This window comes from Stieleria mannarensis (assembly GCF_014154935.1).
GTDB lineage: Bacteria > Planctomycetota > Planctomycetia > Pirellulales > Pirellulaceae > Stieleria > Stieleria mannarensis.
Genome location: NZ_JACEHH010000022.1, coordinates 1 through 20,189, shown reverse-complemented (window position 1 = coordinate 20,189; position 20,189 = coordinate 1). Strand labels below are relative to the sequence as shown.

10 protein-coding genes are annotated in these 20,189 nt (G+C 60.2%); 5 read left to right on the top strand and 5 right to left on the bottom strand.

The window, feature by feature from the left end; all coding sequences use genetic code 11:
* Positions 1-246: 246 nt before the first annotated feature.
* The 3 genes from H1B37_RS15940 to H1B37_RS15930 all read right to left on the bottom strand — a co-directional run bounded on the left by H1B37_RS15940 (position 247) and on the right by H1B37_RS15930 (position 6,111).
* Positions 247-3,261 (bottom strand): CRTAC1 family protein, encoded by a 3,015-nt coding sequence (locus H1B37_RS15940; protein WP_182867650.1) that lies wholly within the window; start codon positions 3,259-3,261, stop codon positions 247-249.
* Positions 3,262-3,603: 342 nt separating this feature from the next.
* Positions 3,604-4,857, bottom strand: coding sequence for a DUF1559 domain-containing protein (locus H1B37_RS15935; RefSeq protein WP_182867649.1), 1,254 nt, complete (start codon positions 4,855-4,857; stop codon positions 3,604-3,606).
* Positions 4,858-5,916: 1,059 nt separating this feature from the next.
* The gene (locus H1B37_RS15930) at positions 5,917-6,111 is read right to left on the bottom strand and encodes a hypothetical protein (RefSeq protein ID WP_182867648.1); all 195 of its coding nucleotides are present in this window, start codon (positions 6,109-6,111) and stop codon (positions 5,917-5,919) included.
* A gap of 363 nt (positions 6,112-6,474) precedes the next feature.
* Between H1B37_RS15930 and H1B37_RS15925 the strand changes: the two genes are divergently transcribed.
* The 4 genes from H1B37_RS15925 (at position 6,475) to H1B37_RS15910 (ending at position 14,284) form a co-directional block, all read left to right on the top strand.
* A complete protein-coding gene (locus H1B37_RS15925; RefSeq protein WP_182867647.1) occupies positions 6,475-7,968 on the top strand; it encodes an aldehyde dehydrogenase family protein in 1,494 nt (497 codons plus the stop codon).
* A gap of 119 nt (positions 7,969-8,087) precedes the next feature.
* Positions 8,088-11,117, top strand: coding sequence for a DUF1553 domain-containing protein (locus H1B37_RS15920; RefSeq protein ID WP_182867646.1), 3,030 nt, complete (start codon positions 8,088-8,090; stop codon positions 11,115-11,117).
* On the top strand, positions 11,107-12,552 hold the full coding sequence (locus tag H1B37_RS15915) for a DUF1501 domain-containing protein (RefSeq protein ID WP_182867645.1): 1,446 nt from the start codon (positions 11,107-11,109) through the stop codon (positions 12,550-12,552). Before H1B37_RS15920 ends, H1B37_RS15915 begins: the two co-directional genes overlap by 11 nt.
* Positions 12,553-12,844: 292 nt before the next feature.
* Positions 12,845-14,284, top strand: coding sequence for a sulfatase-like hydrolase/transferase (locus H1B37_RS15910; protein ID WP_182867644.1), 1,440 nt, complete (start codon positions 12,845-12,847; stop codon positions 14,282-14,284).
* A 253-nt stretch (positions 14,285-14,537) separates the two neighbouring features.
* Here H1B37_RS15910 and H1B37_RS15905 read toward each other — a convergent pair whose 3' ends face one another.
* A complete protein-coding gene (locus H1B37_RS15905) occupies positions 14,538-15,629 on the bottom strand; it encodes a sugar kinase (RefSeq protein WP_182867643.1) in 1,092 nt (363 codons plus the stop codon).
* A gap of 4 nt (positions 15,630-15,633) precedes the next feature.
* Complete coding sequence (gene eda, locus H1B37_RS15900; protein WP_182867642.1) at positions 15,634-16,284, bottom strand: bifunctional 4-hydroxy-2-oxoglutarate aldolase/2-dehydro-3-deoxy-phosphogluconate aldolase; 651 nt, start codon at positions 16,282-16,284, stop codon at positions 15,634-15,636.
* A 776-nt stretch (positions 16,285-17,060) separates the two neighbouring features.
* Between eda and H1B37_RS15895 the strand changes: the two genes are divergently transcribed.
* Complete coding sequence (locus tag H1B37_RS15895; protein ID WP_182867641.1) at positions 17,061-20,054, top strand: DUF1592 domain-containing protein; 2,994 nt, start codon at positions 17,061-17,063, stop codon at positions 20,052-20,054.
* Positions 20,055-20,189: the final 135 nt, after the last annotated feature.

The window sequence follows — 20,189 nt, the reverse complement described above, 5'->3', positions numbered from 1 at the left end:
GGGTTCGCTGTAGCGGAGAAGCACTCAAGCAACACGAATCGCCCCTCCCCTCGCTACGCTCGACCCTCCCTGCCAGGGAGGGTTAATTCTTAACTTGATGCGTATGCCCCTCGCGGCGCACGACCTCCTGGCAAGAGGGGCTTTGCTTGAGGTGATCCTCGAATCTTCACGCAACCGATCACTGGGAACAAGCTGGCCGCCGGGGGCGACCAGAAAGAGCGTCTAAAAGTTGGACACCAACGGTGATCAACGGCGCCCGGCTGAACGGGCTCGCGGAGTCGGTTCGGCTTCTCCTTCGATCAGCAGCAAACGCTGGTCGACCGCAACTGACTCGAACACCTGACGATTTCCACTCGGCCAGGTGACGACGACACGCACGTCGTCGGCCGATGCGCCCAGCCCGAACGACACCGCGGATTCGTTGTGACACAGGTAGCCGTCGCCACCGACGATCCAATCGGTCAGCACACGCTGCCCCTGATGGACTTCGACCTTCGCACCGATCGCATCACGCTCGGACTGCGTGCCGACGAGTTCGAGCGTCAAGAAATGGTTGGGTGTTTCGGTACGATTGACCATCAACGCCGTCGGTGCATTGATATGAGAGATCACCATATCCTGCCGACCGTCGGCGTTGAAATCCAACGTTGCCATGCCGCGTCCGAGGTACTTTCCCTTCCAATAGTCGGACGCGTCGTCAACCGCGGTCAATCGGAACTGGCGACCCAGATTGACAAAGAATTGTGGCGATTGCAGCAGCGGTTCCCCCGGCGCTTTTTCGATGTTTCCATTGGTGACGGCCAAATCAGGCCGTCCGTCCAAGTCGTAATCGAGTGCCTGGCATCCGAATCCCAGCACGTCGGAACTGTCGCGGTGCAACCGATACTGCACACAACGATCTTCGAACACGCCGCCTTGATTCATGAACAAGCTGACCGGTTCCAGGTAAAAGTTGGCGATATGAATGTCCTGCATTCCATTGCCATCGAAGTCGGCCACTGCGATTCCCATCGACGCCGTCTCCACGCCGCCGATCCCCAACGCGCAGCCGCGGACGGCAGCGACGTTGGTCCAGGAAGCGTCTTCAGCAGACCGCGTCCAAAGCTGATTGGCGCGAATGTCGTTGCCGACGAAGACTTCGTTGCCGACTTGGCCATCCCAGTCAGCGATCACGACCCCCAAGCCCGTGCTGGCGTCGCCTTGAGAATCACTGACCGGTTCGTGCCGCATGTTTCCGCGACCATCGTTAACGGCGATCGAGTCGATTCCGGGTTGAAACGATGCCGGTGAAATCGTCAGAATCTCGCCCTTTTCATTCATCTCCGGACGATTCACCATCGTCGCATCTTCGACATAATGCAGCGAAAACAAATCGGGAAGTGAATCGCCGGTGACGTCGCCAAACGCAATCGAACTGGTCAAGACCTTGTGGTCGGGGTCTTCGTCAAAGACGCGACGCTGAAACGTGCCATCGCCGTTGTTGATCAGCAACACCTTGTTGCCGATATTGGCGACGGCCAGGTCGGGCAGCCCATCCTGGTTCCAATCACCGCTGCCCAGTCCGATCGAATAGCGTTGGTCGACCACGCCGGCGATCTCGGTGTAATCGTCAAGTCGGCCGTCGACGTTGCGGTACAACAGATTGGAAAGGTCACCGACCAACGTCGGCACGTCCGCGCCCCCCTGGGCCAAGTAAAGATCGACGGCGCCGTCCAAGTCATAGTCGATCACCGCGATCCCGCCGCCGAGCGATTGATAAAGCGCGAATCGGTAGGGCTGCTGCTCGCTGGCGACCAAGTATGCGTGATCCAATCCCACGGACTCGGCGACATTTTCGAATCTCGGCGTGGGGTATTCGTCGATCGAAGGGGCGGGCGGCGGAGGAGAGTCGGCGATCGAGGTCGGGATCTCCAGTTCCGGCAACGGATACTGATCCAGGTCGATGCCGCAAACGGATTCCAGAGGACCGGGAAACGCATCGCCGGAGCGGAACAGATCGGCGCGACGTTGATTCAGCGATTCGATTTCTTCGCGCGATGCCTTGCGATGAAAGGCGCCGAAGATCCGCCACGTCGCTGCTTCCAACGGGCGGTGCAATTGGTCCAGCCCGTCGGCGATGGTGGCGTAGGATTCGACACTGGTCGCATCGGACGAGGCTGATTTTCCGATCGCGTTGCTGGCCGAAACGACGTCTCGGATCGTGTCGTAGCGTTTCAGCCAACGGTCCGCTTGCTCGGTTTCGCCCAGGGCCGTCAACGCTTGGTTGATACGCCGCATCGCGCCCACGTTGGTCGGGTCACGCACCAACGCTTCGCCCAGCGCTCGGACCGCCGCATCGAATTGTCGCTGCGAAACCAAGTGCGCTCCGATCGCCGCCCAGTATTCGGCAAATTCCTGAACCGACGGATCGGCTTGCCCCAACCACCACGCAAAGCGTTCGGTGTCTTGCGCTTCGATCGCCAATAGTCCGTAGAACGCAACGATCGATGGAGCGACGTCACCGGAGCGAACGGATGCGTCGAGCGCCTCCAGTGCTTCGACGTTGCGGTTGGCGGTGAACAGCATCCGTGCGGTGGCGGCCGGTCCGATCGGATAATTGGGACGGGGGCGCGGCGGGGGCTTGTTGGGGTCGTCAAAAATCGCGTGCCCCAAAACCATCAACGCGTGCAGTTCGTCTTCTTGGATGTTGCCTAATCGACACAGCGCTCGCAAATGGACCGCCGCTTCGTGTCGTCGGCCCTGGCGGTTGTACAGGTATGCGAGTTGTCGGTGTGCGACGGGGACATCGCCGGCCAATTCCAGCACCCGCAAGTATTTCGATTCGGCTTCGTCGTATTGCTGCAACTGCATGTACCAATCGGCGGCCTGCCCCAGCGACGGCAGCCCGGCTTCGGGGTGGTCCTCGGGGATCGAATCCAGAAACTCGACCGCGTCACGCAGATTGCCGCCCTGGGCGCTCAGATTCGCCAGCCGGAACAAGACCTCTGCGTCATTCGGATCGGCCATCAAGACCTTGCGAAATTCGGCGGCGGCGGCATCCGCCTTGCCTGCCTGGACCAACGCCATCGCAGCGTCGATGGTTTGGTCCCGGTCGAACGGCTTTTCTGTCGGAACAGCCACCGTTGCCGCAGGGCTAGGCGTGCTCGCGCGATCATTGAGTTGCGATTGAGGCGGTTCGTCGGACGAGCGGTCGCAGCCGGTTAACGTGTACGTGCACGCTAGCAGCAGCAGAGCGGCGAGCCGATAGTTAGTCAAAAGCATCGAGATTGCGGCTGCACAAGTGGGGTGGGACGGAAAATGAAATGCGATTCTAGCTTCGTTTTCGAGTGGCTGGACAGTCGCCGTCCTCTCCGAGGTCGGCGCGGGGGGAAAGCTTCGCTTTCGGGGGCCGAGTTCGGAGAACACGGCGACTGTGGTTTGGGGTTTGGTTGGTCTGGATAGTCGCCGTCCTCTCCGAGGTCGGCGCGGGGCAAAGCTTCGCTTTTGCCCGCCGAGTTCGGAGAACACGGCGACACTCCTAGAGGCGTTCTTGAATTGAAAAAAGCGGGCGTGGTCGAGTGACCACGCCCGCTGCATCGGTTTTCAAACGGAAGCTGAAACGGTTTACTGGTTCAGCTGCTCTTGGATCGTTTCGGCGCTCGCCTTGGTTCCCAGAGCACCCCACAGGCCGTAGGGACTTTCACGACCCGCACCACCGTTGGCTCCGCGGCCGTCGCCATTGTCACGACCGTAAGGAACGTGTCCTTGGTCGCCCGATTCGATCGAATCGGTGATGAAGATCACAGCACCGTCGGCCATCAAGACGTGGGCACCACCTTGGTGGAAACTGGAGGCACACAGGACACCACCACCACCGTGCCAACGTTGCATGTTGTAACTGTTGGGCGGGGTGATCGTGGTGAACACGCTGAACATCGGCCGACCATCGGACCAGCGTCGACCACGTTGGTGGTTAGCCGACTGATCGAAACACGGGTTCGGTCCCATGCCGCTACCGCAGCAACCGGTACAAGGCGGCAGACCACCGATGGACGTGTCGGTGTTGACGTACTGGGGACGCTCGGGGTCCATGAACTGAACACCTTGGTTGGGCGGCAGATCCCAGACGTCGTTTTGACGCACAATCAACGTGCCCTTGGCCAAGTTGGTACGGTCGCCGACGACGTTTTCACCACACATAATGGTGTTGGAGAGACCGTCTTTGATGTCGCGGAACTTGGTGAAGTGACGGGCGCGGAAGACACCGCGGGCCCAGCGCTGACCGGCTTCGTCACCCCAGGTACCGCTGGTGCTCGGCACACCTTGGTCGTTCACACCGCCGTGCTGTTGCTCAAAAATTGCATCGCCGATACAGGCCGAGTAATTGTTGAACGCGACACGGTTGGACACCGGTTGGGTCGGGTCACTGGGGCAGCGGTAGCTGGGAACCTGAGTCAACCAGGGCTGGTAGTTCTCGTTCCAAGGACGCGGTCCCATCGCGGCAAACGGAGGCGTTTTCCGGCTGCCGTCCCGGTTGAACCCGAACGGGTTGGAGATTTGATCCCACAGCCCCTGCTGCTCGATGAACGGCAGCGTCCCGACCATCCAGCTCAACCAGTGCGAATTGTTGAAATCGCCACCGGAGCCGGTGTTGTAGGTTCCGCCCGCATTCATGGGCAGGTTCTTGTAGGTCGAGTGGTAGTTGTGCAACCCCAAGCCGATTTGCTTGAAGTTGTTACTGCAACTCATCCGCCGAGCCGCCTCGCGGGCAGCCTGAACGGCCGGCAACAACAAGCCGACCAAAATACCAATGATGGCGATCACCACCAAAAGTTCGACGAGCGTGAAACCGGCCCGCCGATCACGGCTTTGAATCATAAAAAAACTCCAGAAAAATAGGAAAAGACTTGCGACATGGATCCCGTCGCACCAGGAAGCGAACGGAGCCCACTTGACTGAGCCCACTTGACTGAGCCCACTGGGGCGTCCGCCTAGGCATAACCCCCATCGGACAACTTCGGATCGCCACTTCGGAGTTTATGGCAGCTGAATCCCAGTTTCAACCACATTCTCCCCCCCAATATGAACTTTTAAGAGGGAATCTGCGACGATAAACGTCGGTGGGACAGCCGCGACCAACGTTCATCCCACTTAGACGCGGAGTGCCGCCCGAAACGCCGCAGTGGAATCGAAGGGCTCTCGGAGGGTCTGCCACCGACGAATACTCGCTCATGTCCTGCTTTCCCGCCCTCCTGGCGTTTGCCCCCGGCATCGGTTGCCCGCAGATTGCGACGATCGGCCGCAGCTTGGTCGCCCTCCGCAGAATGCCGCCGAAATCCGCGCCGCGATCGGTGAGGGTGGGGATCGGTGAGGGAATTGAGCAGGCCGTTTCTGAGGGACCTGTTGATTGAATCGTTTGGTTCTTACAGGAATTTAGTGGCAAAAAGCATCAGGATCGAGGTTTTTGAGGCATTTCTGCGATGTCCGAACGGGGAGAGCGACGACGAAAGGTCGATTCAAACGCCCTTCCGCAGACACGCGGGCCGGCGGAGGGCACGAAGCACCTTCGGCCCTTCGCAGACCAGCCATTCTTTGAAAGCAGACCGGCTTCGCCCCGCGGCACTCGGAAATCCACAGCCCCACACGCCAGTGGAGCAGGTGCGTCCCTTGCTCGTAAGCTGCGGACTCGTTAATTGAAGTCACGCTCTCCCTGGAAGGGTTGCAGACGGGGTTGCGTTCGGAGCGGGGAGGGTTGATCCACGATCTGAAGCGACCGGCGGACGAACGCTTGTCCGGCGATTGACCGTTCGGCCTCCCCTCGCTGCGCCCGACCCTCCTGCCAGAGGGTCAATTCCTAAACCGCGCGCCCTCTGCCAGGGAGGGTGCAGACTTAACTTGATGCCTGCGCCAACAGCCCAGGCGTTAACGGCGCGAAACCTAGTTGCCTTGAGAGGCGGTTTCTTGCGCCGCTTCGTTCATCGCTTTTTCGTAGGCATCGGCCTCGGCGATTTCTTCGGCGGTCTGTGCTTCACTGGGGGTGAATTCCGCTTCACCACCGCCACCGCAACCGGTGATGGAAATGGCAGAGGCGAACAACAAACCAAACAGGGAGAGAGAAAGTTTGCGTGTCATGATCAGTTGAAATGATTCGGCGATGGGGGTGAAAAACAACAAAGGGAGACGGCGATTGCCTACCAGAGGTAGCTCGATCGACGTTTCGAACCCTTAGATCGTCGATCAACTCCCCGCCATTGTCAAGCAGTTCACCCTTGCCCGCCCCCTGACGCCCGGCTGAATCCCGTTAACGGATTATCGATTTTTCCGATCAGCTAAGCAGATCCAGCTGGTGTTCCCCGCCACGCCGATGGAGCTGTTAACATGCATCAAGCGGACATCGGTCGACCGTGTTTTCGCGGTGTCGATTGCCATTTCAGAAAAAACACACCCCCCTTTTCCCTCAGTTCAACCCAATCCTTCCGGAAAGAGGAATCCCCGATGAGCACTGTTGTAAAACCCTCGCTACTGCCCGAAGTCGAAGCGTTTTTGCAGCGTGGCCGCTTGGCCAGTTTCGTCGGCGGCAAGACGATGGGCTCGGAAAATGACGGCAGCATCCCGACCACCGATCCGGGTAGCGGCGAAACGTTGGCCGACGTCGTGGAACTGACCGCCGAGCAAGTGGACCAGGCCGTTGGCGTTGCCGAAACCGCGTTCAAACAAACCGCCTGGGCAACCATGCCGGTCAACGAGCGGGCCGCGTTGTTGCATCGCTTGGCCGACGCGGTTGAAAAACGCGTCCCGATCATCGGCCAAATCGAATCCCTGGATGCGGGCAAGGTCCAATCACAGGCACAAGGCGACGTGCAGAACTTTGCCGATACGATTCGCTACTTCGCCGACATGGCCCAGCACATCAATCACCGCACCACGCTAGCCGTCAAAGGCCATGAGGCCTGGACGGTGCGGCAACCCTGGGGTGCGTGCGCGTTCATTTTCCCATGGAATTTCCCGTTCCTGTTGATCGGCTGGGGAATCGCTCCCGCACTGGCGGCCGGCAACACCGTGGTGATCAAACCGGCCGAAGACACGCCGCTGTCGGCAATCTATCTGGCCGAATTGGCACAGGAAATCGGCATCCCCGACGGCGTGATCAACGTGGTCACCGGCGGCGGGGCGACCGTCGGCTCAGCGCTCTCGGCCAACCCGCGGATCAAACGCATGTCGTTCACCGGTTCGCCCGAAGTCGGACGTCTGGTCGGAGAGGCCTGTGGACGCAACTTGGTCCCGGTCAAATTGGAACTCGGTGGCAAGGGCGCCGCGGTGGTGTTTGACGACGTCGATGTGGCCCAGACCGCACAGAAACTGGCCGGTGCGATCACGTTCCACACCGGACAGGTCTGCTGCGACGCGACGCGTTGGTTGGTCCATCAAGACATCTACGACGACTTCGTCAATCAATGCGTCGACCAGCTCTCTCAGGTCAAAATAGGTTACCAGCTCGATGGCCAGACCCAGATGGGACCGGTCGTCAACGCCAAGCAACGTGAACGCGTGCTCGGCTACTTGGAAAAGGGACAAGCCGAAGGCGCCGAGTGTGTGCTGGCCGGTGGTGCCGCCGAAGTCGAAGGATACAGCGGTCATTTTGTCAAACCGGCATTGCTGGCAGGATCGCTGGACAACACCGCGGCGCAAGAAGAAATCTTCGGGCCGGTCGCATATCTGGCACCGTTCAAAACCGAAAGCGAAGCCATCGAGATGGCCAACCATACGAATTATGGACTGGCCAACAGCGTCTGGACGACAGACCTGGCACGCGCCGCACGAGTCGCCGAATCGATGATCGCCGGCAACAGTTGGATCAACGCCCACAACGTATTCGCCCACGGCGTCCCCTACGGCGGTGTGAACTTGAGCGGCATGGGCGGCGGCGTGCTGTCGGTCGAAACGCTGATGGATTACTACCGCAGCACCTCGGTCGTCCGGCCGCTGTGAGGGCTCGTCGAATCAACCATCCGGTCTTGCCGCGCAAACGTAGCTACCTTCGCCAGAAGGTGGTTCCCCTGCATTTTCCACGCTCTGGCGAGCGTAGCTACGGTTGTATGCCCCACCGGATGTTTCTCCCGGCACCAAGCGCGATCGCCGGTGCCGTCTTAACGCTGGTGATCTGCGGTCCACTCCGGGCCGCCGAATCGTCGGTCGACTTTGCATCCCAAATCGCACCGATCCTGCAACGGCACTGTGTCCGCTGTCACTCGCCCGACAACAGCGAGGGCGGGATCTCGTTGGAGACGATCGACGACCTGATGTCGGGTGATTACGTGGTCCCGGGAGTCCCGGAGGCGAGTGGGCTGCTGGAATTGGTCACGCCACAGGACGATTCGCCGGCCGCGATGCCCAAGGACGCGGCCCCGCTGGGCGCCGGCGACGTCGCGCTGCTGGGCCGTTGGATCGCCCAGGGAGCGACATGGCCGCGTGATATCGTCGTCAAAGAACGGTCGATGGCGGATGCGTCCTGGTGGGCGTTCCAGCCGATCGATGTCCCTGACAAAAGCTCTCCGAAATCACCCTCAACCATCGATGGGTTGATTCGCGCCAAGCTTGCCGAACACCAACTTCGGATCAGCCCACCGGCCGACCGCCGCACGTTGATTCGCCGTGTCAGTTTTGATTTGGTCGGATTGCCGCCGGCGCCGGATGAGGTGGAAGCGTTCGTCAACGATCCCGATCCCCAGGCCTATGAAAAACTGGTCGACCGATTGTTGGCGTCGCCACATTACGGCGAGCGTTACGCGCGACACTGGTTGGACCTGGCACACTACGCCGACACGCACGGGTTTGAACGCGACATGCGCCGCGACACCGCCTGGCGTTATCGTGACTACGTGATCGAATCCTTCAACGACGACAAACCGTACGACCGATTCCTGCAAGAACAGGTCGCCGGCGACGTCCTGTGGCCTGACGACGATCAAGCGGTGGTCGCCACCGGTTTTCTTTCGGCCGGCCCCTGGGACTACGTCGGGCACGTGGAAACCAAAAGCGCCCAGCTGCGGCGGTCTGCCCGGGCGCTGGATCTGGACGACATGACCACCCAGGTCATGGCCACCACGATGGCGCTGACGGTGAACTGCGCCCGCTGTCACGATCACAAACTCGATCCGATCTCACAGCGCGAATACTACCAACTTCAATCCGTCTTCGCCGGTTTGGAACGGGAAGAGCGTCTGGTCAGCCAGTCGGCGTTGCAGGACTATGAAACACAGCAACAGCGCTTGATCGCCCGTCGCGACGAGATCGATTTCCAGCTCAGACGGCTGGAAGGTGACGGGATCGATTTGGCAGACATCGTTGGCGGCGGCAATGGATCGATGACCGGCGCGTTTCGCCAAGGCATCGATCCCCGCACGGCAAAGGTCCAGACACGCGATTTCGGAAAACTCGGCAACGTCGTGACCAACCGGTTTTCTGAATCGGAATTTGAATTCGTCGATGGCGTATTCATCCCCGACGGGGACGGGGGACGCGCGGAGATTCCCGTCAGCTCGACCGGCGTGACGATCCGCGGCTTGCCCAGCACATCGGGCAACGCGTGGGACATGATCCGCAACGGTCCGGTCGCCAGTCAACATTCACCGGCCCTGGACGGAATCGACTTTACCCAAGGCGGGCGCAGTGTCTTGGGATTGCACGCCAACGCGGGGATCACGTTTGACGTCGCCGCGATCGGTAGGCAATTGATGGGGGCGACCGACGCTGGCACGCAAGCAACGACCGCGCCGCTTCGGTTCACCGCGTTGCTGGGGTACTTCGGCGCAGCGGGTTCCCATCACGCCGACGTCTGGGTCTTTGCCGACGGTCTGAAACTGGCAGAGTTTCGCAACCTCAAACGCGACGATGGCCTGCAATCAATCGATTTGCAACTTGCTCCGTCGGTGCGTTTTTTGACACTGGTCGCGACCGACGGCGGCAACGGGTTCAGCCACGACCAGATCGGATTCGGGGACCCGCGGATTCGCTGCAACACTCCGCGCCAATCGACCGACGCCCAGACGCGACGGATCGCGGCCCTTCGGTCGGCTCGCAAACACGTGACGGCGGAACTTGACACCCTCGGGCCGCCGCCGCGTTTTTATGGCGTTGTTGCCTCCGCGGAGGTGCCAGAGGTGCGATTGCTTTCGCGTGGCGATCCGGAATCTGCGACCGGGGACGCCCTGGCGCCGGCCGCCTTGTCTGCCCTGGCAATGCTGGATCCAAAACTGGGCACGCCCCAAACCGGTGATGGACAACGGCGTGCCGCACTGGCGCGGTGGATCACCGACACCCGCAATCCGCTGACCCGGCGGGTGATCGTCAATCGACTTTGGCACTGGCATTTCGGCCAAGGCCTGGTCGACACGCCCAGCGACTTCGGCTTCGGAGGCTCTCGACCGTCGCATCCCGAATTGCTCGATTGGCTGGCCGAGGAACTGGTCCGTCACGACTGGTCGCTCAAGGCCATGCACCGTTTGATCCTGACCAGCCGGACGTATCGACAATCCAGCCACGTGAGCGAACGATCCGGTCAACTGGACGAGTCGGCGATGCGAATTGATGCCGACAACCGACTGCTGTGGCGGCAGAATCCCAGACGGCTGGAGGCGGAGGCGATTCGCGATGCGGTTTTGTTCGCCAGCGGAAACTTGAACCTTCGTCGCGGCGGCCCCGGATTCGAAGACTTTGATTATCAAGACGCCTACGCCCCGATCTACACCTACAAGCCCGCCGACGATGCGTCGCTGTGGCGTCGCAGCATCTATCGCTTCATCGTGCGAACCACGCCGGATCGGTTTCTGACGACCTTGGATTGCCCCGACCCGGCCAACATGACGCCCAAGCGGATCACGACCACCACGCCGCTTCAATCACTGGCGCTTTACAACAACGATTTCATGCTTCGACAAGCGCGTTACTTTGCCCGCAGAGTCGAACGTGAAGCGGGTGTTGATGTGGCGAAACAAGTCGAGCGAGCGTTTAGGCTGGCCCTGGCAAGGTCACCTTCGGACCGGGAAGCCAAATTGGCTGGCGAGTTTGTCAGCCGTGAGAGTCTGTTCGCGCTGTGCCGATCGCTGTTCAATCTGAACGAGTTTGTCTATGTCGATTAACGATTCTCGTCACCGCATCCCCGTTGCCGCGCATGGATCGCGACGTGAATTCCTGCGATCGGCCGCCGGCGGAATCGGATCGTTGGCGCTCTCTGCGATGCTTGCCGGCGAAAGCCATGCCGGGTTGCATCATGCGGCAAAAGCGAAACGTGTCATCCAGATCTTTTGTCCCGGCGGGATGAGTCAAGTCGATACGTTTGACTACAAGCCGGAACTGGCGCGTCGCGATGGAACCCCCTTCGACTCCGACGGGACCTTGCAGTTCTTCGCGTCCAAACCGGGCAACTGTCGCGGCAGCCACTGGAAATTCCGCCGCCACGGCCAATCCGGTCTGTGGATCAGTGATCTGTTTCCGCGATTGGCGACCTGTATCGACGACATGGCCTTCCTGTACTCGATGCACAGCAAAACGGCGCTGCATGGGCCGGGGTGTTTCATGATGAATACGGGATTCACGCTGCCGGGTTTTCCCAGCATGGGATCCTGGGTGACCTATGGACTGGGCAGCGAAGCCGACGATTTGCCCGCGTTTGTGGTGTTGCCCGATCCGCGCGGCTTGCCGCCCGGCGGAATCATCAACTGGGGCGCCGGGTTCCTGCCGGCCCAGTACCAGGCCACGACGCTGGACACGACCGACCCGCGCCACCCCATCGCCGATCTGTTTCCGCCGCGAGGATTCACCGAAGTGACGCCGCGGTCCGATCGCGCGGGGTTGAATTTTCTGCAACAGCTCAATCAGCTGCATCGAGAGACAAGACCCGCCAACACGGAGCTTGAAGCGCGGATCAAAGCCTATGAGATGGCGGCGCGGTTGCAATTGAGCGCTCCCGAAGCCACGGATTTGAGCCAGGAGACGCAATCGATTCAAGAGCTTTATCAAACCGAACATCCGGACGTCGGCCCGTTCGGCAAGCAATGCTTGCTGGCGCGACGTCTGGTCCAACGCGGCGTGCGGTTTGTGCAGATTTACTGCGGGGCGGAAAACACGACGGCAAAAAAGATTCGTCCCAATTGGGACAGCCACGAAGACTTGCCGCGCGATCACGGCTATTGGGGCGCGGTGCTCGATGGCGGCGCGTCGGCGCTATTAAAAGATTTGAAACAGCAAGGCATGCTCGACGAAACGCTGGTGATTTGTACGACCGAATTCGGGCGTCAACCGGCGTCCCAAGGAAAAGGGTTCGGACGCGATCACAACGCCGGTGCCTTCACGGCATGGATGGCCGGGGGCGGTATCAAGGGCGGCGTCGGCTTCGGGGCGACCGATGAACTCGGTTTCAAGGCAATCGAATCACCGACGTACAGTTATGATTTACACGCCACCGCAATGCACTTGCTGGGCATCGACCACACGCGGTTGACCTATTACCACAACGGCATCGAGCGTCGTTTGACCGATGTCCACGGCCACGTGATCCAGGACGTGCTAGCGTAGTCGTTGACCACAATTCGATTTTCCGGTTGCCGATGAGTTGCGAGCGTCGCCGTGTTCTCCGAACTCGGCGTGCGCGAAAAAGCGAAGCTTTGCTCCGCGCCGACCTCGGAGAGGACGGCGACAGTTCAGCGAAACGGCGGCCGATTGTGACAATTGCTCTCCACGCCCCCCAAAATCAATCGTCGCCGACGGTAGAATCGTCCTCGCACGCCGCGGGTTGTTCACGGTCACGTGAACGTCGCCCATCCACGTAGCTCCGCTCCCTCCATCATCCCCCCACCACCACGGCACGATGTATCGTCTCTCATTCACTCTCCTGCTCGGCTTTCTGTTGTGCAACCTTTCGGCCGCGGCACGTCCGAACGTCTTGCTGATCGTCTCCGATGACCAGGGCTACAACGATCTGGGTTTGCTCGGCAATGGCATCCTCACACCCAATCTGGATCGGATCGCAGAGGAGGGGACTCGGTTGACGAATTTCTATGTCACCTGGCCGGCGTGCACCCCGTCCCGATCCGGCTTGCTGACCGGTCGTTATCCGCAGCGGAATGGGATCTATGACATGATCCGAAACGAAGCCCCCGACTACGGATATCGCTACAAGGCGGAAGAATACGCGGTCACGTTCGAACGCATCGGCGGGATGGACGTGCGCGAGGTCACGATCGCCGACGTGATGAAGCAATCGGGCTACAAGACCGCGATCTACGGCAAGTGGGATTTGGGCAGTTTGAAACGTTTCCTGCCGGCCTCGCGCGGCTTCGATGACTTCTATGGCTTCGTCAACACCGGGATCGACTACTACACGCACGAGCGTTACGGGGTGCCCAGCATGTACCGCAACGAGTCGCCGACGGTTGAGGACAAGGGGACCTATTGCACCTACTTGTTTGAGCGTGAAGCGTTGCGGTTTCTCGATCAGTGGGCCGGCAAAGCGCCGTTCTTTCTCTACGTTCCCTTCAACGCCCCGCACAATTCGTCATCGCTGGATCCCGCGATCCGCAGTTCGGTCCAGGCACCGGATGAATTTAAAGCGATGTACCCCAAAGTCGACGTCGAGTATCGCACGACCGAAAAACATCGTTACGCCTCCAAGGCGACGGTGACGACGCCAGAAGCTCGCCGGCGCGATTACCGTGCGGCGGTGACGTGCATGGACGCGTCGATCGGCAAGATGCTGGAGCGGCTAAAACAAAAGCAGTGTCTCGACAACACGATCGTGATCTTCTTTAGCGACAACGGGGGCAGCGGTGGCGCGGACAACACGCCGCTGCGGGGCAGGAAAGCAACGATGTGGGAAGGCGGGCTGCGCGTTCCCTGTCTGGTCCGCTGGCCCCAGGGCGGCATTCCCGCGGGCGCGACCAACGACCAGTTCTTGACCTCGCTGGAACTGTTGCCAAGTCTTGCCGCAGCCGCGGGGGCGTCGACGCCTGCCGGAGTCCACTTGGATGGACACAATTGGTGGCCGACGCTGCGCGAGAATCAGGACTCACCGCGAACGGAAATGTTTTGGCGGCGACGCGGCCACCGCGCCGCACGGGTCGAAAACTGGAAATGGGTTCAACTGGATGACCAACCCGGTCAACTGTTCGACTTGCAAACCGACATCGGCGAATCGACCGACCTGTCCGGACGCTTACCCGAAGTCGCCCGCGACATGCAGCAGCGGTTTGACCAGTGGCAATCGCAAATGGATGCCGCCGAGCCGCGCGGCCCGTTTCGTGATTTTTGACCGCAACGCGATTCACCATCGTCACTGTGCAACGTGACGCTGTCCCGCTCGCTGCGTTTGCTCCATCAACGACTGTGTCCCATCATTCTGCCCCGAATCATTCTGCCTCTACTGACCGCGCGTCCGTTCCCGCACGAGCCGCTCGCTTACGCTTCCCGCTGGCGTTTCTCTCGGATCGTTTTGCCCCCTCCTCTTCGCATTTGACGTTCCCAAGGCGGCGAGGTGATGGAGAGGGTCGTGGGGTTCCGGGCGGTCAGCGGACGACGCGTCCGGAGGCGGCGCCGCCCATCAGCGCTTCGATCTCGCTCCTCGTGGAAAAGTTGAAATCGCCTTTGATGGAATGTTTCAAACAGGACGCGGCGACGGCAAACCGCAGCGCCGTCTCCGGCCGGTTCAGCTCGGGCGTCGTCAACGCAAAGATCAATCCGGCGGCGAAGGAGTCTCCGCCGCCGACGCGGTCGACGATGTTTTTGATTTCGTACGCCCGGTAATTCCCCTCCGCATCCAGCGGTGCAAACGAGACTTGGTCCGACGCGGCATCCAGTAGCATCGCCCCCCAATTGTTGTGCGTCGCCGACAGACTTTCGCGGAGTGTGATCGCGACTTTCGAAACATTGGCAAACTGGCTGACGACCTGCCGCGCCGCGTCGGGATAACGCGACGTGTCCAATGCCCCGGCATGAACATCGGTCTGTCCGGCGCGGATGCCCAGCACGTCGTGACAATCTTCTTCGTTGGCGATCACCACATCGACGTGGGGCAGAATTTTTCGCATGGTCGCTTCGGCTAAATCACGCGGCGCTTTTCCGGAGTCCCAACGCCAAAGTTTTTTGCGAAAGTTCAAATCGATGGAAACCGTCGCGCCGACGGCTTTCGCCTTTTGCGCGGCAATCAGCGTCGCTTCGGCGGCATTGGCCGACAGCGCCGGCGTGATCCCGGTCAGGTGCAACCAGCCGGCGTCTTGGAAGATCGCGTCCCAGTCATAACGATCGGCCGACGTGATCGCGATCGCCGAATCGGCGCGGTCATAGATCACGTTGCTGGGGCGTTGGTTGGCACCGGTTTCCAAAAAATAAAGCCCCAGTCGGCCTTCGTCGGTTCGCAGCACATGCCGGACATCGACACCAAGGGCACGGATCGAATCGATCGTCGCGTCGGCCAACGCGTGTTTGGGCAGCGCCGTGACGTAGCGTGCCACACCGCCCAAATTGCTGACCGATTCGGCGACACTGGCTTCGGCGCCGGCGTAGGTGACGTCCAGTTGCCGCGTCTGTCGCAGCCGCAAGTGGTCCGGCGCCGCCAACCGCCCCATGATTTCTCCGAACGTCACAACGACCTGATTCATAGTCTCAATCCTGCTGTAGTTTCTCGATCACTTCGGCCGCGCGGGCGCTGATCCCGTCCCAGTCCTCGCGCTCGACCAGTTCCTGTTTGACGATCCACGAGCCGCCGATCGCGGCGACATTGGGCTCGGCCAGATAGTCTGACATGTTGTCGGCGTTCAAACCGCCGAGCGGAAAATACTCGATGCCCAGATGTTTGTAAGGGGCCGACATGCTGCGCAGGTAGCGGACGCCTCCCATCGCTTCGGCCGGAAAGAACTTGACGAAGCGACAGCCCAATTCGATCGCGGCTTCCAAGTCCGATGGGGTCGCGATCCCCGGTGCAAACGGCAGCGCGATGTCTTGGGCGGCCCGGACCACACGCGGGTTCATCCCGGGAGCGACACCGAAATCTGCGCCCGCGGCTTTGACTTCGCGGACCGACGCCGGAGTCAGGATGGTGCCGACGCCGACCAGCATTTCGGGAACTTGGCGACAGATTTCGATCAGCCCGGCCATCGCCGCCGGCGTGCGAAGCGTCAATTCGATCGCCGTGATCCCACCGGCGATCAACGCCTTGGCCAACGGAACGGCGTGCTCCACGTTTTCGACCGAGAACCCGGCGACGACGCCGGTCGTTTTCAGTCGATGCAGAATCTCGTTCGGGAACTCAACCATCAATCAGCGTTCTCCAAGCTTGCATTGGTTCAGAAGATGCCACACGATGCGGTTGCGAAGCAACCTGGCAAAACCGCGGATCGGAGTATAGTGACAATCACGAGGGCACGGTGAGTGCGGCGAGTCAGGGAACATCGAGTCAGGGAATGCTGCTCCGCAGCCACGGGGGGGAATCGCCTAAAGGCTAAACACCAACGTGCGATGGTGTCCAGGCTTTAGCCGCACACGCTCGCTGCGAAGCAGCGACAGGGAATCGCCTGAAGGCTAAACACCAACATGCGCTGGTGTCCAGGCTTTAGCCGCACACGCTCGCTGCGAAGCAGCGACAGGGAATCGCCTGAAGGCTAAACACCAACATGCGCTGGTGTCCAGGCTTTAGCCGCACTCGCTCGCTGCGAAGCAGCGACGGGGAATCGCCTGAAGGCTAAACACCAACACGCGCTGGTGTCCAGGCTTTAGCCGCACATGCTCGCTGCGAAGCAGCGACGGGGAATCGCCTAAAGGCTAAACACCAACATGCGCTGGTGTCCAGGCTTTAGCCGCACACGCTCGCTGCGGAACAGCGACGGAGGGAGTGTTTTCCAGAATCTTCCCGATCGGCTGAAAGTCTGGATCCCGAACGAGCGCTGATAGGGTTAAGATGGAGACGTCACCAGAGGATCAATCTCGCACGACCCAAACGGTCGGTTTGCCCCACCCGCGATCCCCTGGTTGCTCCCGCCTGCACTAGCCCCACCTGCACTAGCCCCACCTGCCTGCCATAGTCTCGCCGACCGATGCGATCTTTGTTTTTTGTCCTGTTGTTGGCCTGTTCGGCGTCGGTCGTTTCGGGGGCTGAGGATCTGGATCAGGCATTTGCCAGCACGATCCGCCCGTTTGTCCAGACCCACTGCGTGGCCTGTCACAATGCCGAGACGGCCGAGGGCGATTTGGACCTGGATTCGGATCGCGATGTCACCTCGGTGATCGAGCATTTCCGAAAATGGATGGTGGTGATGGACCGGCTGGAAGCGGGGGACATGCCACCGGAAGATGCAGACACGCATCCGACGCCCGAAGCCCGCAAGGGTGTCATCGAGTGGATCGCCAGGGTGCGTCGCAACGAAGCCGAGCGGCGGGCCGGTGATCCGGGAATCGTGCTCGCACGGCGATTGAGCAACGCCGAATACAATTACACGATTCGAGACCTGACGGGACACGACCTGCAGCCGGCCAAGTCATTCCCGATCGACCCGGCCAACCAAGAAGGGTTCGACAACTCGGGCGAATCGCTGGCCATGTCGCCTTCGTTATTGAAAAAGTACCTGGAAGCGGCGCGACAGCTTTCTCAACATCTGGTGCTGACGCCGACGGGCATCGAGTTTGCGCCCCATCCGGTGATCACCGAAACCGATCGCGACAAGTTCTGTGTCAATCGCATCATCGACTTCTATCGCCGCCAACGCTTGGAATACGCCGATTTCTTTTTCGCCCTTTGGCAATTCCAACACCAGAATGCGTCGGCGGTTGATCCGACGGTTTCACTTGAACCATTCGCTTCACAACAAGGGCTCAGCCCGCGTTACTTACGAACACTGTGGGACGTCCTCCACGCCGATGAATCGTCCGACCAAGCGGCCGACATCGGTCCTTTGGCGACGCTGCGAATCGTGTGGCGCAAGCTGCCCTCGGCAGAGGAAGCGGATGCCGTACGTCGAGCACAAACGCAGTGCCGACAGATGCAAGACTTCATCATCAATCTGCGTCAGCGATTGATTCCCAAAGTCGAAAACCTGACGACCCCCGAAGTCCACAAGGGCTCTCAGCCGTTGGTGCTGTGGAAAAACCGACAATTCGTGGCCAACCGCAGGCGTTTTGTTGGTGAAGTCTCGGAACTGGGCGAGGTGATTGCGGCATTGAAGTTGCCGGCGGATTCGCCCGAAGCCGCTGCGATGACCGTTCCCGGCGATACGGTTCAACAACGTGACTTTGAACAAGCGATGGAGCGGTTTTGCTCGGTTTTCCCCGATACCTTTGTCGTCTCCGAGCGGGCTCGTGTCTACTTGGACCCCAAAGAGGAAAAGGGGCGGACGGGACGTTTCTTGAGCGCCGGTTTTCACAGCCAGATGGGATACTTCCGCGATGACGACCCGCTGTACGAACTTGTGTTGAGCGACGCCGAGCGGCAAGAGTTGGATCGATTGTGGTTGGAGCTGGATTTTGTGACGTCGGCACCGATGCGTCAGTACGCCGGATTCATTTGGTTCGACCGCACCGATTCTCGCTTCATGCGTGATTCTCAATTCGATCGCTTCCGCGCCGAAGACAAGGACAGCACGTCGGAGGAAAAAGTCCGAGCGCTTGCCGAGGCGTATTTGACGAAAGCGGAACGCGTCGGCGGCAATCCGCAAGCCTTGGAGGCGATCGCGTACTACTTCGAAGACATGTCACAAACGTTTCGGCGGTTGGAACGATTGAAGCTGGAATCGCAGTCCGTGCAGTTGGACGCCGTGGTTCGACTGGCCGGCCGCGCCTATCGCCGTCCGCTATCGCAAGAACAACGGCAAAGCATTCGATCGTTTTATCAACAGCTGCGTCAGGTCGACGGGCTCGATCACGAGGACGCGATCCGCGAATGTGTCGTGGCGATCCTAATGTCACCCAACTTCTGTTACCGATTGGATCTGCCGCTGGAGCGCGTCGAAGATGACACCGACCAGGACATTCAGCCGCTCGGCGGCTACGCACTTGCCAGTCGGTTGAGCTATTTTTTGTGGGCCAGCATGCCGGATCAGCAACTGTTGGATCTGGCCGGTTCGGGGCGACTGCATCAGGATGACGTGTTGAAGTCACAGGTCGCTCGTATGCTCAGCGACCGACGCGCCCAGGGGATGATCAATGAATTTGTCGGCAGCTGGTTGAGTTTTCGACAGTTCCAACAACACAACGGCGTCGATCGCAATCGCTTTCCCCAGTTCACCGACGCTCTGCGTCAGTCGATGTATGAAGAACCGATCCGGATGTTTTCCGACATCGTGCGACGCGACGGTTCGCTACTCGATCTGTTGTACGCCGATTACACCTTCGTCGATTCTTCGTTGGCCGATCACTACCAGATCCCCGCTGAGTTGCTGAACACCAGCGGCGACTGGTCCGACGATGGATGGAAACGCGTTGACGGGGCGCATCGTTTCGGCCGTGGCGGATTGATGCCGATGGCGGTGTTCCTGACGAAGAATTCCCCGGGGCTGCGAACCAGTCCCGTTCAACGAGGCAACTGGTTGGTCAAACACGTCCTCGGCGAACACATCCCCGCCCCGCCGGCGGCCGTGCCGGAGCTGCCCAGTGACGAGTCCAAGCTGGGCGAATTGACGCTGCGTGAGGCGCTCCAGCGACACCGTGCCGATCCCAGCTGTGCGGCCTGCCACGACAAAATTGATTCCTTCGGATTGGTGTTCGAGCACTATGGACCGATCGGCGAGCGGCGTGAAACGGATCTGGGCGGACGCCAAGTGGATAGCCACGTCCAGTTTCCCGACGACAGTCACGGGGACGGGATCGAGGGGCTGCGGGATTACATCCGCCGCGCCCGACAAGCCGACTTTGTCGACCATTTTTGTCGCAAACTGCTCGCCTATGCCCTCGGACGCTCGTTAGAGTTGTCGGATGAGGCGGCGATCGCCGAGATGAATGAATCGCTTGCGGCCGAGGGATTTCGCATCCGAGATGCCATTGAAAACATCGTCACCAGTCCGGCGTTCCGAAACAAACGTGTGAATGCAGATTTATGACCGAGTGAATTGGGCGACCACACTTCAACCGTAGCGGAAGCCGCCAAGGCTTTCGGCTCCCCTCCCCCCCGCGTGACCTGGCACGTCGATTGTATGACGGCACAAATCGGAAAACGATTTAGATTCTCTCCCGCT

Excerpts from the sequence above, each read along its gene's own strand:
- H1B37_RS15940 (WP_182867650.1), bottom strand. The coding sequence starts at position 3,261 with ATGCTTTTGACTAACTATCGGCTCGCCGCTCTGCTGCTGCTAGCGTGC.
- H1B37_RS15935 (WP_182867649.1), bottom strand. The coding sequence starts at position 4,857 with ATGATTCAAAGCCGTGATCGGCGGGCCGGTTTCACGCTCGTCGAACTT.
- H1B37_RS15930 (WP_182867648.1), bottom strand. The coding sequence starts at position 6,111 with ATGACACGCAAACTTTCTCTCTCCCTGTTTGGTTTGTTGTTCGCCTCT.
- H1B37_RS15925 (WP_182867647.1), top strand. The coding sequence starts at position 6,475 with ATGAGCACTGTTGTAAAACCCTCGCTACTGCCCGAAGTCGAAGCGTTT.
- H1B37_RS15920 (WP_182867646.1), top strand. The coding sequence starts at position 8,088 with ATGTTTCTCCCGGCACCAAGCGCGATCGCCGGTGCCGTCTTAACGCTG.
- H1B37_RS15915 (WP_182867645.1), top strand. The coding sequence starts at position 11,107 with ATGTCGATTAACGATTCTCGTCACCGCATCCCCGTTGCCGCGCATGGA.
- H1B37_RS15910 (WP_182867644.1), top strand. The coding sequence starts at position 12,845 with ATGTATCGTCTCTCATTCACTCTCCTGCTCGGCTTTCTGTTGTGCAAC.
- H1B37_RS15905 (WP_182867643.1), bottom strand. The coding sequence starts at position 15,629 with ATGAATCAGGTCGTTGTGACGTTCGGAGAAATCATGGGGCGGTTGGCG.
- eda (WP_182867642.1), bottom strand. The coding sequence starts at position 16,284 with ATGGTTGAGTTCCCGAACGAGATTCTGCATCGACTGAAAACGACCGGC.
- H1B37_RS15895 (WP_182867641.1), top strand. The coding sequence starts at position 17,061 with ATGCGATCTTTGTTTTTTGTCCTGTTGTTGGCCTGTTCGGCGTCGGTC.